We start from the raw sequence: 15,847 nt of genomic DNA, 5'->3' as shown, positions 1-15,847 counted from the left end.
AAGGTTCATATCAGACCGCAGCCATTACAACGGCACCGAGCACAAGCACGGCACCTACGGCGATCGAAGCGGTGTACCAGCGCAGCTGACCGGTTTCGGTTTTGCTCATGGCGGCATGACCGCCCTTGGCCATACGCGGAATCAGGCCAATACTGCGGTCAACCGGATCCTTGCGCAGGATGTGGGCGATCAGCAGGTAAGGTTTGACGAACAGCTTGTCGTAGATCCAGTCGAAGCCCCAGGCGGCGAACCACCAGGCCGACAGCACGCGACCGATGCCGCTGCTGGCAATCGCGGTGACCAGGCGACGCTTGCCCAGGAACAGCACCGCGGCCAGCAGGATACCGGCAATGGCGATGGCGCCCGAGGCGATTTCCAGGCTGTGCTTGGCTTCGCCGCCGGCATGGCCGACGCTCTGCGGCAGCACGCCCGCCAGTGGTGGATGAATCCAGGCACCGACGAAGGTCGACAGCACGATCAGCACGCCCAGCGGCAGCCAGTGGGAAATCCCGTGGCCGGCGTGAGCTTCGGTCTTGGCTTCGCCGTGGAAGGCGATGAAGATCAGGCGGAAGGTGTACAGCGAGGTCATGAAGGCACCGACCAGGCCGGCGTACAGCAGACCGTTGTTGCCGCTGGCAAAGGCTTCCCAGAGGATCTCGTCCTTGGAGTAGAAGCCTGCGGTCAGCAGCGGCAGGGCAGCCAGGGCGGCACCACCGACGATGAAGCTGGCATACGCCAATGGCAGTTTCTTCCACAGGCCGCCCATCTTGAAGATGTTCTGCTCGTGGTGGCAGGCAACGATCACCGCACCGGAAGCAAGGAACAGCAGGGCCTTGAAGAAGGCGTGGGTCATCAGGTGGAAGATCGCGCCTTCCCAGGCACCAACGCCCAGGGCCAGGAACATGTAGCCGATCTGGCTCATGGTCGAGTAGGCGAGGATACGCTTGATGTCGGTCTGTACCAGGGCGGCAAAACCGGCCAGCACCAGGGTCACGCCGCCAACCACACCGACCAGGTGCAGGATGTCGGGAGCCAGGGCGAACAGGCCGTGGGTACGGGCAATCAGGTAGACGCCAGCGGTCACCATGGTTGCCGCGTGGATCAGTGCCGAAACCGGAGTAGGGCCGGCCATCGCGTCGGCAAGCCAGGTCTGCAGCGGCAGCTGGGCGGATTTACCGACCGCACCACCGAGCAGCATCAGGGTCGCCAGGACCATCCAGAAATCACCCGCCTGGAACTTCTGCGGTGCCAGTACCAGCAGCTCCTGCACGTTCAGGGTGCCGAGCTGGGCGAACAGGATGAACAGGCCGATGGCCATGAACACGTCGCCGATACGGGTAACGATGAAGGCCTTGAGTGCGGCGTTACCGTTGTTGCGGTTGCTGTAGTAGAAACCGATCAACAGGTACGAGCACAGGCCCACGCCTTCCCAACCGAAGTAGATGAACAGCAGGTTGTCGCCCAGCACCAGGAACAACATGCTGGCAATGAACAGGTTGGTGTAGGCGAAGAAGCGCGAGTAGCCGGCTTCACCACGCATGTACCAGGAGGCGAACAGGTGGATCAGAAAGCCCACACCGGTGACCACGCCGAGCATGGTGATCGACAGACCATCCACGTACAGGGTGAAGTTCGGCGTAAAGCGGTCCACCGACATCCACTGCCACAGCAGCTGGCTGTACGCGCCGCCATCCGGCGGGGCGACGTTGAACTGCCAGATCACGTAGGCGGCCACGGCGGCCGAGAGGCCCACCGAACCGACGCCGACCAGCGCCGACAGGTTCTCGGACCAGCGACCGCGCGAGAACGACAGCAGCAGGAAGCCGATCAGGGGGAATACGAACGTCAGGAAGATAAGGTTCATCCGCGCATCTCACTGGCTGCATCGATGTCGAGAGTGTGGAAGCGGCGATACAGCTGCAGCAGGATCGCCAGGCCGATACTGGCCTCGGCGGCTGCCAGGCTGATCACCAGGATGAACATGATCTGTCCATCCGGCTGCGCCCAACGGCTACCGGCGACAATGAACGCCAGTGCCGAGGCGTTCATCATGATTTCCAGGCTCATCAACACGAAAAGAATGTTGCGGCGCACCATCAGGCCGACAAGGCCGAGGCAGAACAGGATGCCGGCGACTGCCAGGCCATGCTCGAGAGGAATTGCAGACATGTGATTACTCCTTCGCCTCGTTGCGGCCGAGGTGGAAAGCCGTCACTGCTGCGGCAAGCAGCAGCATCGAGGCCAGTTCCACCACCAGCAGGTAAGGACCATACAGGCTGATGCCGACGGCCTTGGCGTCAACGGTAGTGTGGCCAATGCCGCCGCCGCTTTCGCTGGCGAACAGCACGTACAGCAGCTCGACCAGCAGCAGTGCGCCAAGCACCACCGGGCCAAGCCAGATGCCCGGCTTGAGCCAGCCACGTTCCTGGGCGACCGAAGCCGGCCCGAGGTTGAGCATCATCACCACGAAGACGAACAGCACCATGATGGCGCCAGCGTAGGCGATCACTTCCAGAACACCGGCGAACGGAGCGCCGAGGGCGAAGAAGGTCATCGCCACGGAGATCAGCGAAATGATCAGGTAGAGCAGGGCGTGCACGGGGTTGGTGTTGGTGATCACCCGAAGGGTGGACACCACAGCGACACCGGATGCGAAATAGAAAGCGAATTCCATCTTTCTTCCTTAAGGGAGCAAGCTCTTCACGTTGATCGGCTCGGCTTCGTTCTGCGCGGCGCCTTTCGGCTTGCCGGCAACAGCCATACCTGCAACACGGTAGAAGTTGTAGTCAGGGTTCTTGCCGGGGCCGGAGATCAGCAGATCTTCTTTCTCGTACACCAGGTCCTGACGTTTGAACTCGGCCATCTCGAAATCCGGCGTGAGCTGGATCGCGGTGGTCGGGCAGGCTTCCTCGCAGAGGCCGCAGAAAATGCAACGGGAGAAGTTGATGCGGAAGAACTCCGGGTACCAACGACCGTCTTCTGTTTCGGCTTTCTGCAGCGAGATGCAACCGACCGGGCACGCCACGGCACACAGGTTGCACGCTACACAGCGCTCTTCGCCATCCGGGTCGCGGGTCAGGACGATGCGGCCACGGTAGCGTGGCGGCAGGTAGACCGGCTCTTCGGGGTATTGCAGGGTGTCACGTTTGCGAAAACCGTGAGAGAACACCATCACCAGGCTGCGCAGCTGAGTGCCTGTGCCCTTAACGATGTCGCCAATATACTTGAACATGGGTCAAATCCTCACTGGGCCGCAACAGCTGGCGTGTTGAGCAACACGAGCGCAGCGGTCACCAGCAAATTGATCAGGGTCAGCGGCAGGCAGAACTTCCAGCCGAAGTCCATCACCTGGTCATAGCGTGGGCGCGGGATCGAGGCGCGCAGCAGGATGAACAGCATGATGAAGAACGCGGTCTTCAGGGCGAACCAAATGAACGGGATCTGCGGCAGGAAGCCGAACGGACCGTGCCAGCCACCGAAGAACAGGGTCACCAACAGCGCCGAGACCAGGATGATGCCGATGTATTCACCGACGAAGAACATGCCCCACTTCATGCCGGCATATTCAATGTGGTAACCATCGGCCAGTTCCTGTTCCGCTTCCGGCTGGTCGAAGGGGTGACGGTGAGTCACGGCGACGCCTGCGATGAAGAAGGTGCAGAAACCGAAGAACTGCGGAATGATGAACCATAGGTTCTGGGCCTGGTAGTCGACGATGTCGCGCATGTTGAACGAGCCAGCCTGGGCAACGATGCCCATCAGCGCCAGGCCCATGAACACTTCGTACGACACGGTCTGGGCCGAGGCCCGCAGGCTGCCGAGCAGGGCGTACTTGTTGTTCGACGACCAGCCGGCGAACAGTACGGCGTACACCGACAGACCGGCCATGGCGAAGAAGAACAGCACGCCGATGTTCAGGTCCGCGACACCCCAGGTCGGGGTGATCGGGATGATCGCGAAGGCGATCAGCAAGGCGCTCATGGCCACCACCGGCGCCAGGGTGAAGATCACCTTGTCGACGAAGGGCGGGTTCCAGTCTTCCTTGAAGAACATCTTCAGCATGTCGGCAGCGATCTGGAACATGCCGAACGGGCCGACGCGGTTCGGACCGTAACGGTCCTGCCACCAGCCCAGCAGGCGCCGCTCGACGAAGCTGAGCAGCGCACCGCAGACCACCACGGCCAGCAAGACCACGACGGCCTTGATGACGGTGATGATCACATCGATCACTTCAGGGGTGAACCAGGTCATTGTGCTGCCTCCTGCAGGCCTTCGACGGATGCACCGAAGATGGCTGGCGGAATGCCGGCCAGGCCTTTCGGCAGGGCAACCAGGCCTGCGCCCAGTTCTTCATTGATGCGCAGCGGCAGCCGCAGGGTCTGGCCTGCCACGGTCAGGCTAAGCATGGCGCCGTCGTTGACACCCAGGCGGTCGGCTTCGGACTTGGCCAGGGCCACGTAGGCCGCTGGGATGCGCTCTTGCACCGGGGCGGCGCGCGAGGAGTTCTCTTCGCTGCCGAACAGGTGGTAGAACGGCACCGCTTGCCAGGTGCCACGGGCCGGGGCGAAGGCCGCCGGTACGCTGGCGAACCAGTTCAGCTTGTCGCCCTGGGTTTCGATCAGGCGGGTGCCCGGGTCGCCTGCGCGCAGGTGACCGCCGACCTCGTCCTGGAACTTGTTCCAGGCTTGCGGCGAGTTCCAGCCCGGCGACCAGGCGAACGGCACTTGCGAGCGCGGTTCGGCCGAACCCGAGTAACCTTCCATCGAGAAGGCGAACGCGGAGTCTTTGTCTTGCGGGGTACGCGGCTCGTGCACGCTGATGTCGGCGCGCATGGCAGTACGGCCGGAGTAGCGCAGCGGCTCACGCGCAAGCTTCATGCCCTTGATGCGGAACGAAGCGGACGGTGCGGCGTTGACGATGCCGGTCAGTTGCGGCGCGGCAGCGGCGCAGGCGTTGGTAACGTGATCCAGCTGGGTCCAGTCGACCGGCTTGTTGAGCAGGGTGGCACGCAGGGCGTGCATCCAGCGCCAGCCTTCGTGAACCAGGATGCTGCTGTCCAGGTAGGTAGGGTCGAACACCTGGAAGAAGCGCTGGGCACGGCCTTCCTGGCTGACCAGGGTACCGTCGCCTTCGGCAAACGATGCAGCCGGCAGCACCAGGTGGGCGCGGTCGGTAGTGGCGGTCTTCTGGTGATCGGCAACGATGACTACTTTGGCAGCGGCCAGGGCAGCGTCGACCTTGGCAGCGCAGACGCGGCTGTACAGGTCGTTTTCCATCACGACGATGGCGTCGGCCTTGCCTTCGATCACCGCATCCAGGGCGGCATCGATCGACTCGCCGCCGAGCATGGCCAGGCCGAGGCTGTTGGCCTCAGGGACCACCAGGCTCAGCGAGCCGTTCTTCTCGCGCAGCTTCAGGGCCTTGGCGATGTTGGCCGCCGCCTCGATCAGGGCGTTGGAGCCCAGCGAGGTACCGGCAACCACCAGCGGACGGTTGGCGGTAACCAGGGCGTCGGCGATGCGCTTGGCCAGGGCCAGGGCTTCGGCGTCCAGGCCTTCGACGGCTGGCGCGCTCGGGTCGATGGCGTGAGCCACGGCAAAACCGATGCGGGCGAGGTCGTCCGGCGCTGCGTGCACGCACTCTTCGGCCACGTCATCGAGCTTGGTTTCGGCCAGGCTTGCGATAAACAGCGGGTACATGGCGTGCTGGCCGATGTTCTTCACCGCGGCGTCGAGCCAAGGCTGAACACGCATGGCATCGGCCATGGCTTCGGCCTTGCCCTTGACCGACTGGCGCAGGGCCAGGGCGACACGGGCGGCGGTCTGGGTCAGGTCTTCGCCGAGGACGAATACCGCGTCATGGTCTTCCATGTCGCGCAGGGTCGGGACCGGCAGCGGGCTGTCGTTGAGTACTTGCAGGGCCAGGCGCACGCGGGCCAGCTCACCGGCTTCCATACCCGAGTAGAAGTGCTCGGCGCCGACCAGCTCGCGCAGGCCATAGTTGCTTTCGAGGCTGGCGCGCGGCGAGCCGATACCGACGATGTTGCGCCCGCGCAGCATGTCCGCGGCCTTGTCCAGGGCGGCATCCAGGCTCAGCTTGGTGCCGTCGGCCAGCAGCGGCTGACGTGGACGGTCGGTGCGGTTGACGTAGCCATAGCCGAAGCGGCCACGGTCGCAGAGGAAGTACTGGTTGACCGAACCATTGAAGCGGTTTTCGATCCGGCGCAGTTCGCCGTAACGCTCACCCGGGCTGATGTTGCAACCGCTGGAGCAGCCATGGCAGATGCTTGGGGCAAACTGCATGTCCCATTTGCGGTTGTAGCGCTCGGAGTGGGTCTTGTCGGTGAACACACCGGTCGGGCAGACCTCGGTGAGGTTGCCGGAGAACTCGCTCTCGAGGGTGCCGTCTTCAACGCGACCGAAGTAGACGTTGTCGTGGGCACCGAACACGCCCAGGTCGGTACCGCCGGCGTAGTCCTTGTAGTAACGCACGCAACGGTAGCAGGCGATGCAGCGGTTCATCTCGTGGGAGATGAACGGGCCGAGCTCCTGGTTCTGGTGGGTACGCTTGGTGAAACGGTAGCGGCGCTCGTTGTGGCCGGTCATTACCGTCATGTCTTGCAGGTGGCAGTGACCGCCTTCCTCGCACACCGGGCAGTCGTGCGGGTGGTTGGTCATCAGCCATTCGACGACGCTGGCACGGAATACCTTGGCTTCTTCGTCTTCGATGGAGATCCAGCTGCCATCGGAGGCAGGGGTCATGCAGGACATGACGATACGACCACGGGTGTCGTTCTCGTCGGTGTACTGCTTGACCGCGCACTGGCGGCAGGCGCCGACGCTACCGAGCGCCGGGTGCCAGCAGAAATAGGGGATGTCGAGGCCGAGCGACAGACACGCCTGTAACAGGTTGTCTGCGCCGTTGACTTCGAGCTCTTTGCCGTCTACGTGGATAGTGGCCATGGTTCAAAGTTCTTCGTTGGCCCGCGTCTGCGGGCGTGGCTAATGGAAATCTGTGTGCCTGCAGCCCGCTACAGGTGTCCCCGGGCGAGCTGGGCAGGCAGCGGGCGGCACGGACCGCCCGCGTTGTTATTCGTTATGCGCCGACGACGATCGGCTTCGCCAGGTCCGGGCGCAGGCCGGCAGCGGCAGCGACCGGTGCCTGGGCGGCAATGCCAGCCTCGAACTCAGGGCGGAAGTACTTGATCGCGCTACCCAGCGGCTCAACGGCGCCCGGTGCGTGTGCACAGAAGGTCTTGCCTGGGCCGAGGAAGCCGACCAGACCCAGCAGGGTCTCGATGTCGCCCTGCTGGCCCTGGCCTTTTTCGAGGGCGCGCAGGAGCTTGACGCTCCACGGCAGGCCGTCGCGGCACGGGGTGCAGAAACCACAGGATTCACGGGCAAAGAACTCTTCCATGTTGCGCAGCAGCGAGACCATGTTGATGCTGTCGTCCACGGCCATGGCCAGGCCGGTACCCATGCGGGTGCCGACCTTGGCGATGCCACCGGCGTACATTTGTGCATCCAGGTGCTCGGGCAGCAGGAAACCGGTACCGGCGCCGCCTGGCTGCCAGCACTTGAGCTTGAAGCCATCGCGCATGCCGCCGGCGTAGTCTTCGAACAGCTCGCGGGCAGTGACGCCGAACGGCAGCTCCCACAGGCCAGGGTTCTTGACCTTGCCGGAGAAGCCCATCAGCTTGGTGCCGTGGTCTTCACTGCCTTCGCGGGCCAGCGACTTGTACCAGTCGATGCCGTTGCCGACGATGGCCGGCACGTTGCACAGGGTCTCGACGTTGTTCACGCAGGTCGGCTTGCCCCACACGCCAACGGCGGCAGGGAAGGGCGGCTTGGAGCGCGGGTTGGCGCGGCGGCCTTCGAGGGAGTTGATCAGCGCGGTTTCTTCACCGCAGATGTAGCGCCCGGCACCGGTGTGGACGAACAGCTCGAAGTCAAAGCCGCTGCCGAGGATGTTCTTGCCCAGCAGGCCTGCAGCCTTGGCTTCCTCGACCGCGCGGTTGAGGTTGCGCGCTGCGGTGGTGTATTCGCCACGCAGGAAGATATAACCGCGGTAGGCTTTCAGCGCGCGGGCGCTGATCAGCATGCCTTCGATCAGCAGATGGGGCTGTTGCTCCATCAGCATGCGGTCTTTCCAGGTGTTGGGTTCCATTTCGTCCGCATTGCACAGCAGGTAGCGGATGTTCATGGATTCGTCTTTGGGCATCAGGCCCCATTTGACGCCGGTGGGGAAGCCCGCACCGCCACGGCCCTTGAGGCCGGAATCTTTAACGGTCTGGACGATATCGTCCTGGGACATTTGCGCCAGGGCCTTGCGGGCGGCGGCGTAGCCGTCCTTGGCCTGGTACTCGTCGAGCCAGACCGGCTCGCCGTCGTCACGCAGGCGCCAGGTCAGCGGATGGGTCTCGGCCGAACGCGCAATGCGGTTGGCCGGGCCGAAGGAAGTGATGGTCATGCGTAACCCTCCAGCAGTTTGGCGACGCCAGCAGGCTGCACGTCGCCAAAAGTGTCGTCGTCGATCATCAGCGCCGGGGCCTTGTCGCAGTTACCCAGGCAGCACACCGGCAGCAGGGTGAAACGCCCGTCCGCGGTGGTCTGGCCAAGGCCGATGCCCAGCTCGCTCTGGATCTGGCTGACCACCGACTCGTGGCCGCCGATGTAGCAGACCATGCTGTCGCAGACGCGGATGATGTGCCGGCCAACCGGCTGACGGAAGATCTGACTATAGAAGGTGGCCACGCCTTCGACGTCGCTGGCAGGAATGCCGAGCACTTCGCCGATGGCATAGATGGCGCCGTCCGGCACCCAGCCGCGTTCCTTCTGGACGATCTTCAGGGCTTCGATGGACGCCGCGCGCGGGTCCTCGTAGTGATGCATCTCGTGCTCGATGGCCGAGCGCTCGGTTTCGCTCAGGGCGAAACGGTCGGTTTGGATAAGCGTGCTGTTCATGCTTAGCGGTCCACGTCAGCCATAACGAAGTCGATACTGCCCAGGTACGCAATGAGGTCCGCGACCATGCTGCCGCGGATCACCGAAGGGATCTGCTGCAGGTGCGGGTAGCTCGGGGTACGGATCCGGGTGCGGTAGCTCATGGTGCCGCCGTCGCTCGTCAGGTAGTAACTGTTGATGCCCTTGGTCGCCTCGATCATCTGGAAGGACTCGTTGGCCGGCATGACCGGGCCCCACGAAACCTGCAGGAAGTGAGTGATCAGGGTTTCGATGTGCTGCAGGGTGCGCTCTTTCGGCGGCGGCGTGGTCAGCGGGTGATCCGCCTTGTACGGGCCTTCCGGCATGTTGCGCAGGCACTGGTCGATGATGCGGATACTCTGGCGCATTTCCTCGACACGGACCATGCAGCGATCGTAGGCATCGCCGTTGTGGGCCAGCGGTACTTCGAACTCGAAGTTCTCGTAGCCGGAGTAAGGGCGGGCCTTGCGCAGGTCGAAGTCAAGACCGGTGGAACGCAGGCCGGCACCGGTGACGCCCCATTCCAGGGCCTCTTTGGTGTTGTACTGGGCAACGCCGATGGTCCGGCCCTTGAGGATGCTGTTCTGCAGGGCGGCCTTGGTGTACTCGTCGAGGCGCTTTGGCAGCCAGTCGACGAAGTCCTTCACCAGTTTTTCCCAGCCGCGCGGCAGGTCGTGGGCAACACCACCGATGCGGTACCAGGCCGGGTGCAGACGGAAGCCGGTGATGGCTTCGATCACGGTGTAGGCGCGCTGACGGTCGGTGAAGGTGAAGAACACCGGGGTCATGGCACCGACGTCCTGGATGTAGGTACCCAGGAACAGCAGGTGGCTGGTGATGCGGAAGAACTCGGCGAGCATGATGCGGATCACGTCAACCTTCTGCGGCACCTGGATGCCGGCCAGCTTCTCCACCGCCAGTACGTACGGCAGGTTGTTCATCACCCCGCCGAGGTAGTCGATACGGTCGGTGTAGGGGATGAAGCTGTGCCAGGACTGACGCTCGGCCATTTTCTCGGCACCACGGTGGTGGTAGCCGATGTCCGGGACGCAGTCGACGATCTCTTCGCCGTCCAGCTGCAGGACGATACGGAAGGCACCGTGGGCCGAAGGGTGGTTCGGGCCCAGGTTGAGGAACATGTAGTCCTCGTTGGTGCCCTGGCGCTTCATGCCCCAGGCTTCAGGGTTGAAGCGCGCGGCCTCTTCCTCGAGCTGCTGCTTGGCCAGGGTCAGGCTGTACGGATCGAATTCGGTGGCGCGAGCAGGGTAGTCCTTGCGCAGCGGGTGACCTTCCCAGGTCGGTGGCATCATAATCCGGGTCAGGTGCGGGTGGCCGGCAAAGTCGATGCCGAACATGTCCCAGACTTCACGCTCGTACCAGTTGGCGTTGGGCCAGATGCCGGTGACGGTCGGCAGGTTCAGGTCGCCTTCGCTCAAGGCCACCTTGATCATCACGTCGCTGTTCCGCTCCACCGACAGCAGGTGGTAGAAGACGCTGAAGTCGGCGCCCGGCAGGCCGCGGCGCTGGGTGCGCAGGCGCTCGTCGACGCCGTGCAGGTCGTAGAGCATGCTGTACGGCTTGGCGACATTGCGCAGGAAACCCAGCACGTCCTTGAGTTTTTCGCGGGTAACCCAAAGCACCGGCATGCCGGTGCGGGTTTCCTGGGCGACGAACGCTTCGGGGCCGAATTTGTTGTTCAGTTCGACGACCACATCCTGGTCGTCAGCCTTGTAAGGCGGGATATAAATAGCGGTGTCCGCTGTCATGGTCTCGGTCGCTTTCGGTCAACGTAGAGAATGAAGCCAGGCTGCCTGTCGCGCATGCGCAGGCAACAGGTCGCTGGATCAGACTTCGTCGGGGCTGCGCAGGTTGGTGACCTGGATGCGCTGTTCACGGCGTTGCTCTTTCTGCGACGGCATCTCGGCACGGTAAATGCCTTGATCGCCGACAACCCAGGAAAGAGGACGACGCTCCTGGCCAATCGACTCCTGCAACAGCATCAGGCCTTGCAGGAAGGCTTCAGGGCGAGGCGGGCAGCCAGGCACGTAGACATCCACGGGGAGGAACTTGTCGACCCCCTGAACGACCGAGTAAATGTCGTACATGCCGCCGGAGTTGGCGCACGAGCCCATGGAAATGACCCACTTGGGCTCGAGCATCTGCTCGTACAGGCGCTGGATGATCGGCGCCATCTTGATGAAGCAGGTGCCGGCGATGACCATGAAGTCGGCCTGGCGCGGCGAAGCCCGGATGACTTCGGCGCCAAAGCGGGCGATGTCGTGGGGCGCCGTGAAGGCCGTGGTCATTTCCACGTAGCAGCAGGAGAGGCCGAAGTTGTACGGCCACAGGGAGTTCTTACGCCCCCAGTTGACCGCGCCACTGAGCACATCTTCAAGTTTGCCCATGAAGATGTTCTTGTGGACCTGGTCCTCTAGCAGCGAATCGGAGACGGTTTCCCGCTCTCCGATTGGATATTGCTCGTTGGGAGCATCCGGGTCGATTCTGGTGAGATTGTATTGCATTGCCAAAGCCTCATTGTTTCAGCTTCGCTTGCCGCTTGCGACGACCTTCGGGAGCCCAATCAAGTGCCCCGACGCGCCATAGGTAGACAAGACCTGCCAACAGAATTGCTATGAAAACGAGTGCTTCGACGAATCCGGTCCAGCCGCTTTCGCGGACGGACACAGACCATGCAAAGAGAAAGAGGGCTTCGATATCGAAGATCACGAACAGCATCGCGACCAGATAGAATTTGGCTGACAGGCGCAAGCGGGCGCCGCCAGTGGGCAGCATGCCGGACTCGAAGGGTTCGTTCTTGCTGCGGCCCCAGGCCTTGCTGCCGAGCAGGGCGGACAGACCGAGCATGAAGGCGCACAGGCCTACGACACCCAAAAGGAAAATGGCAAAGCCCCAGTTGTGGGCGATGAGTCCTGTCGAATCGGGCATGCTGAAAATCCTTATACAGAGACCAGGCTCTGCGGCTTGAAAAGAAGTAGAGCAGTGACGATATGTCGCAGCGGAATCTATCGCGCTGATTTTATGGGTAAACCCGGTGCAAGTAAAATTTCTGCAGCAAATTTATTCGTAAGATTAAGAACAAAAATCTTTCGTAACAGGCTGCAGGCCACGTGGAACGGGCATTGCCCCGGGTTCTGTTAATTATGTTTCTTGCAACGCGTAATGAACCCGAAACTTCGTAATGATAATTAATATCATTTGAGGGTGCGCGATTAGCCCTACTGTTCGAGTCAACTACAAAGTTGTGCAACATAGGCGTCACCTGCAAGTTTCCACACCTTGTGTTTTAACCTGTTTTTTCTTGCCTTGCCGCGCTCTGGATCAAGGCTTTTGCCGATTGCCTGGTGTAGGCCGAGGCGGCGATAGCCCACTGGCCCAGCCAGTAGGCGAGGATAATCAGGTACTGGGCGGCAGCGAACGGGCTGACGAAGCGGTCGATCCCGATCAGGCTGTCGGAAAACACAAACGCCAGCGCGCCCAGCGCCGCCAGGCCGCCACAGGCCAGGGCGCGCCAGAGCATGGCGCTGATGGCCAGGGCATAAACGCTGACCGGAATCAGCAATTCACCCAGGCCGGAACTGATCAGCAGCCCCAGCAGCGCCGCACCGACAATCGCCGAACCCAACAGCGCAGCGGGCGCCAGTTGGCGGTTCTCGCCCAGGTAGCCGCGCAGATAGGCCAGGTGTGCACAGAGAAAGGCCGCCAGGCCAAACACGAACAGGTCGCCAGGCACGGCCAGCAGAATGTCGCCAAGCAGTGAGAAACCCAGGCCAATAATGATCCAGCGCCGGTAGGCGGTGGGCTCGGCGCTACTCAGCCAGCAGATCAGCGCCAGCACCGGGATCGGTTTGACCGCCAGGCCCAGCAGCGCGTTGCCGCTGGCCAGTGCATATAGATAGAAGGCAGCACCCGGCAGGGCCAGGCAGAGCAGGGTGACAGGGCGGGGCATGGCCGATCCTTGGTGTTGTTGTGCACCTAGCATAGCCAATGGCAATTAATAAGGAAGCCCTGTGCATTTGCTGGGGACCCTATCGCTGGCACCACCAAGTCCTGATAAAAAACAAAACCCGGAGCCCCATCACAGGCCCCGGGTTTTGCGTGTTACCCGAATGTCAGCAACCGATCAGCGATCAGTGGAACTGTTCTTCTTCAGTCGAACCGGTCAGTGCGGTTACCGAAGACTTGCCACCCTGGATCACGGTGGTCATGTCGTCGAAGTAACCGGTGCCGACTTCCTGCTGGTGGGCCACGAAGGTGTAGCCTTTCGAGGCGTCAGCGAACTCTTGCTCTTGCAGCTTCACGTAGGCGGTCATGTCGTTGCGGGCGTAGTCGTGCGCCAGGTTGAACATGCCGTGCCACATGTTGTGGATACCGGCCAGGGTGATGAACTGGTGCTTGTAGCCCATGGCCGACAGTTCGCGCTGGAACTTGGCGATGGTTGCGTCGTCCAGGTTCTTCTTCCAGTTGAAGGAAGGCGAGCAGTTGTACGACAGGATCTGGTCCGGGTATTCCTTCTTGATCGCTTCGGCAAAGCGGCGAGCTTCGTCCAGGTCCGGCTTGGCGGTTTCACACCAGATCAGGTCGGCGTATGGCGCGTAAGCCAGGCCGCGGGCGATGGCTTGATCGAGGCCGGCGCGAACCTTGTAGAAGCCTTCCTGGGTGCGCTCGCCAACCACGAATGGCTGGTCGTACGGGTCGCAGTCGCTGGTCAAGAGGTCCGCGGCGTTGGCGTCGGTACGGGCCAGGATGATGGTCGGTACACCGGCTACGTCAGCCGCCAGGCGGGCAGCGGTCAGCTTCTGTACGGCTTCCTGGGTTGGAACCAGTACCTTGCCGCCCATGTGGCCGCACTTTTTCACCGAGGCCAGCTGGTCTTCGAAGTGAACGCCGGCGGCGCCTGCTTCGATCATGTTCTTCATCAGCTCGTAGGCGTTCAGGACGCCGCCGAAACCGGCTTCGGCGTCAGCCACGATCGGGGCGAAGTAGTCGACGTAGCCTTCGTCGCCCGGGTTCTTGCCGGCTTTCCACTGGATCTGGTCGGCGCGACGGAACGAGTTGTTGATGCGCTTGACCACGGTAGGAACCGAATCCACCGGGTACAGCGACTGGTCTGGGTACATGGACTCGGCCGAGTTGTTGTCGGCAGCCACTTGCCAGCCGGACAGGTAGATTGCCTGGATACCGGCTTTGACCTGTTGCACGGCCTGGCCGCCGGTCAGGGCGCCCATGCAGTTGACGAAATCTTTCTCTGGACGGAAGGACGGGTGTGCGCCCTGGGTGACCAGCTTCCACAGCTTCTCGGCACCCAGGCGGGCCAGGGTGTGCTCAGGCTGGATCGAGCCACGCAGACGAACGACATCAGCGGCGGTGTAGGTACGGGTCACGCCTTTCCAGCGCGGGTTCTCGGCCCAGTCTTTTTCGAGGGCTGCAATTTGCTGTTCGCGTGTCAGTGCCATGGAAATAAACCTCGTCGCATCGGTCTTTGGTAAAAATTCGCGCTCTCTACTGCGCAGATCAGAAGCCTGGCAAAGGTCAGTATGGGCGAAATATGCGACGGTCGAACGATGGGGGCTCGAAGGGGGAAGTGGGCAGGTGGGCGAGGTTTTCGTTGCAGGGTGGCTCGTGGTTGCCGAACTGCAAAGAACAGTGCTGCCGGGTACCTTTTGATGCGCTTCCGTCCCTCGGGACAACTTCGTTCCAGTCGCAATCTCGTCAAACTGCCTTGTGGGCGGTACAGACACGAGCCGGCTCAGGTGGGTGGGTTAGAGCGCGGCTCGAAGGCCCTTGCCAGGGCCTCTGATCAGCGGGAGCGGGGCCATCATGCCTCGACGTTTCGGGGTCGTCAAATGTTTTGTAGTGGTTTTTTATCACCACTACATCTTTGGTCTAATACGACTCGTCAGTCAGTTTCGAGGCCTTTGGTCGAGGCCTTGATTTGTCTGGGTTCAGTCCAAAGCGTCGACTTTTACCCGCAATGTCATGTTTTCACCGCGCTGGGTGCTGTAGCTGAGGGCCGAAGCACTGCGTTCGGACTGACTCTGCTGGTTGACCCCTGCCAGCGTGATCCACTCACCGAGCTTGCCGGTGACTTTTGTGTCGGTACTTTGCACCTTCACTACATCGGGACGTTCCTGGCTCATCCGGTCATTGTTGGTACTGATGTTCAGGTGCACGGTGTCGCCAGTGACGCTGGCAGTGACGTAAAAACCCTGGGTGACGTTGCGGTATTCAGTGTCGCTCTGCACTCGACCATCGCTGTCGGTGCTGGTACTGGTGATCGGGATGCTCTGGCCGACCTGGATCAGTGCCGGGCTGCCCTCGCTGGCCTGGACCTGCTGCAGGCCGCCTTCGCGGTTGCTGGTGCCGTAGCGAATGACCCGGGCATTGCCGCGGTTGTCCTGGAAATTGCTGTCGTTGTTGTCGACGCTGATCAGCAGTCGACGCGGCGCGGTATCCAGCTGTTGCAGCAGGGAGCGCAGGTCGTCGATGCGCTCGGGTTCGGCGTTGACGATCAGTTTGTTCTCGAAGGCGCTGACGCTGCCGTCCTTGCCGATGAAGGCTTGCGCGGTGGGGAGGATTTCAGCGCTGGTGCGATGGTTCAGCGGCAGGACTTCAGTGGCGGCCAGCGTACTCAGGCTGAACGACAGAAGCAGGGAGGCGAGAAGGGGGCGTAGCGGCATGTCCATGATCTCCGCGAGTGGAGTGGACATGATGGCAAATTTGTAGCAGTTATGGGAGCGAGGTTGTCAGGCTGAGGACTGCTTCGCAGCCCATCGCCGGCAAGGCCGGCTCCCACAAGGATCAGGTTGGCATCGAGCCTGTGGGAGCAACTGTCTTGATCAGGCTGT

General features: G+C 62.1%; 14 protein-coding genes. All 14 read right to left on the bottom strand.

Annotated elements, in window-relative coordinates:
- Positions 1–10: 10 nt before the first annotated feature.
- The 14 genes from nuoL to UW3_RS0101570 all read right to left on the bottom strand — a co-directional run bounded on the left by nuoL (position 11) and on the right by UW3_RS0101570 (position 15,709).
- Positions 11–1,864 (bottom strand): NADH-quinone oxidoreductase subunit L, encoded by a 1,854-nt coding sequence (gene nuoL, locus UW3_RS0101635; protein WP_010220411.1) that lies wholly within the window; start codon positions 1,862–1,864, stop codon positions 11–13.
- Complete coding sequence (nuoK, locus tag UW3_RS0101630; protein WP_010220409.1) at positions 1,861–2,169, bottom strand: NADH-quinone oxidoreductase subunit NuoK; 309 nt, start codon at positions 2,167–2,169, stop codon at positions 1,861–1,863. Before nuoK ends, nuoL begins: the two co-directional genes overlap by 4 nt.
- A 4-nt stretch (positions 2,170–2,173) precedes the next feature.
- Positions 2,174–2,674, bottom strand: coding sequence for an NADH-quinone oxidoreductase subunit J (gene nuoJ / locus UW3_RS0101625; RefSeq protein WP_010220408.1), 501 nt, complete (start codon positions 2,672–2,674; stop codon positions 2,174–2,176).
- A gap of 9 nt (positions 2,675–2,683) precedes the next feature.
- Positions 2,684–3,232, bottom strand: coding sequence for an NADH-quinone oxidoreductase subunit NuoI (gene nuoI / locus UW3_RS0101620; protein WP_009400993.1), 549 nt, complete (start codon positions 3,230–3,232; stop codon positions 2,684–2,686).
- Positions 3,233–3,243: 11 nt separating this feature from the next.
- Positions 3,244–4,251, bottom strand: coding sequence for an NADH-quinone oxidoreductase subunit NuoH (gene nuoH / locus UW3_RS0101615; RefSeq protein WP_010220405.1), 1,008 nt, complete (start codon positions 4,249–4,251; stop codon positions 3,244–3,246).
- Positions 4,248–6,962 carry an NADH-quinone oxidoreductase subunit NuoG gene (nuoG, locus tag UW3_RS0101610; protein WP_010220404.1) on the bottom strand — a complete coding sequence of 905 codons (2,715 nt, stop codon included), beginning with the start codon at positions 6,960–6,962 and terminating at the stop codon, positions 4,248–4,250. Before nuoG ends, nuoH begins: the two co-directional genes overlap by 4 nt.
- Positions 6,963–7,095: 133 nt before the next feature.
- Entirely contained in the window at positions 7,096–8,469 is a 1,374-nt protein-coding gene (gene nuoF / locus UW3_RS0101605; RefSeq protein ID WP_010220403.1) for an NADH-quinone oxidoreductase subunit NuoF, read from the bottom strand.
- Complete coding sequence (nuoE, locus tag UW3_RS0101600) at positions 8,466–8,963, bottom strand: NADH-quinone oxidoreductase subunit NuoE (RefSeq protein WP_010220402.1); 498 nt, start codon at positions 8,961–8,963, stop codon at positions 8,466–8,468. Before nuoE ends, nuoF begins: the two co-directional genes overlap by 4 nt.
- 2 nt (positions 8,964–8,965) lie before the next feature.
- Entirely contained in the window at positions 8,966–10,747 is a 1,782-nt protein-coding gene (nuoC, locus tag UW3_RS0101595; RefSeq protein WP_010220400.1) for an NADH-quinone oxidoreductase subunit C/D, read from the bottom strand.
- Positions 10,748–10,825: 78 nt separating this feature from the next.
- The gene (locus UW3_RS0101590) at positions 10,826–11,503 is read right to left on the bottom strand and encodes an NADH-quinone oxidoreductase subunit B (RefSeq protein ID WP_010220398.1); all 678 of its coding nucleotides are present in this window, start codon (positions 11,501–11,503) and stop codon (positions 10,826–10,828) included.
- Positions 11,504–11,513: 10 nt separating this feature from the next.
- The gene (locus UW3_RS0101585; RefSeq protein ID WP_010220397.1) at positions 11,514–11,927 is read right to left on the bottom strand and encodes an NADH-quinone oxidoreductase subunit A; all 414 of its coding nucleotides are present in this window, start codon (positions 11,925–11,927) and stop codon (positions 11,514–11,516) included.
- A gap of 358 nt (positions 11,928–12,285) precedes the next feature.
- Positions 12,286–12,948, bottom strand: coding sequence for a lysoplasmalogenase (locus tag UW3_RS0101580; RefSeq protein WP_010220396.1), 663 nt, complete (start codon positions 12,946–12,948; stop codon positions 12,286–12,288).
- A 181-nt stretch (positions 12,949–13,129) separates the two neighbouring features.
- The gene (gene aceA / locus UW3_RS0101575) at positions 13,130–14,455 is read right to left on the bottom strand and encodes an isocitrate lyase (protein ID WP_010220395.1); all 1,326 of its coding nucleotides are present in this window, start codon (positions 14,453–14,455) and stop codon (positions 13,130–13,132) included.
- Between the two features lie 489 nt (positions 14,456–14,944).
- Positions 14,945–15,709: a secretin N-terminal domain-containing protein gene (locus UW3_RS0101570; protein WP_036995151.1), complete on the bottom strand. Its 765-nt coding sequence runs from the start codon at positions 15,707–15,709 to the stop codon at positions 14,945–14,947.
- Positions 15,710–15,847 lie beyond the last annotated feature (138 nt).

The sequence above is a fragment of the Pseudomonas donghuensis genome (assembly GCF_000259195.1).
GTDB lineage: Bacteria > Pseudomonadota > Gammaproteobacteria > Pseudomonadales > Pseudomonadaceae > Aquipseudomonas > Aquipseudomonas donghuensis.
This window is presented reverse-complemented; position numbering and strand designations above follow the sequence as displayed.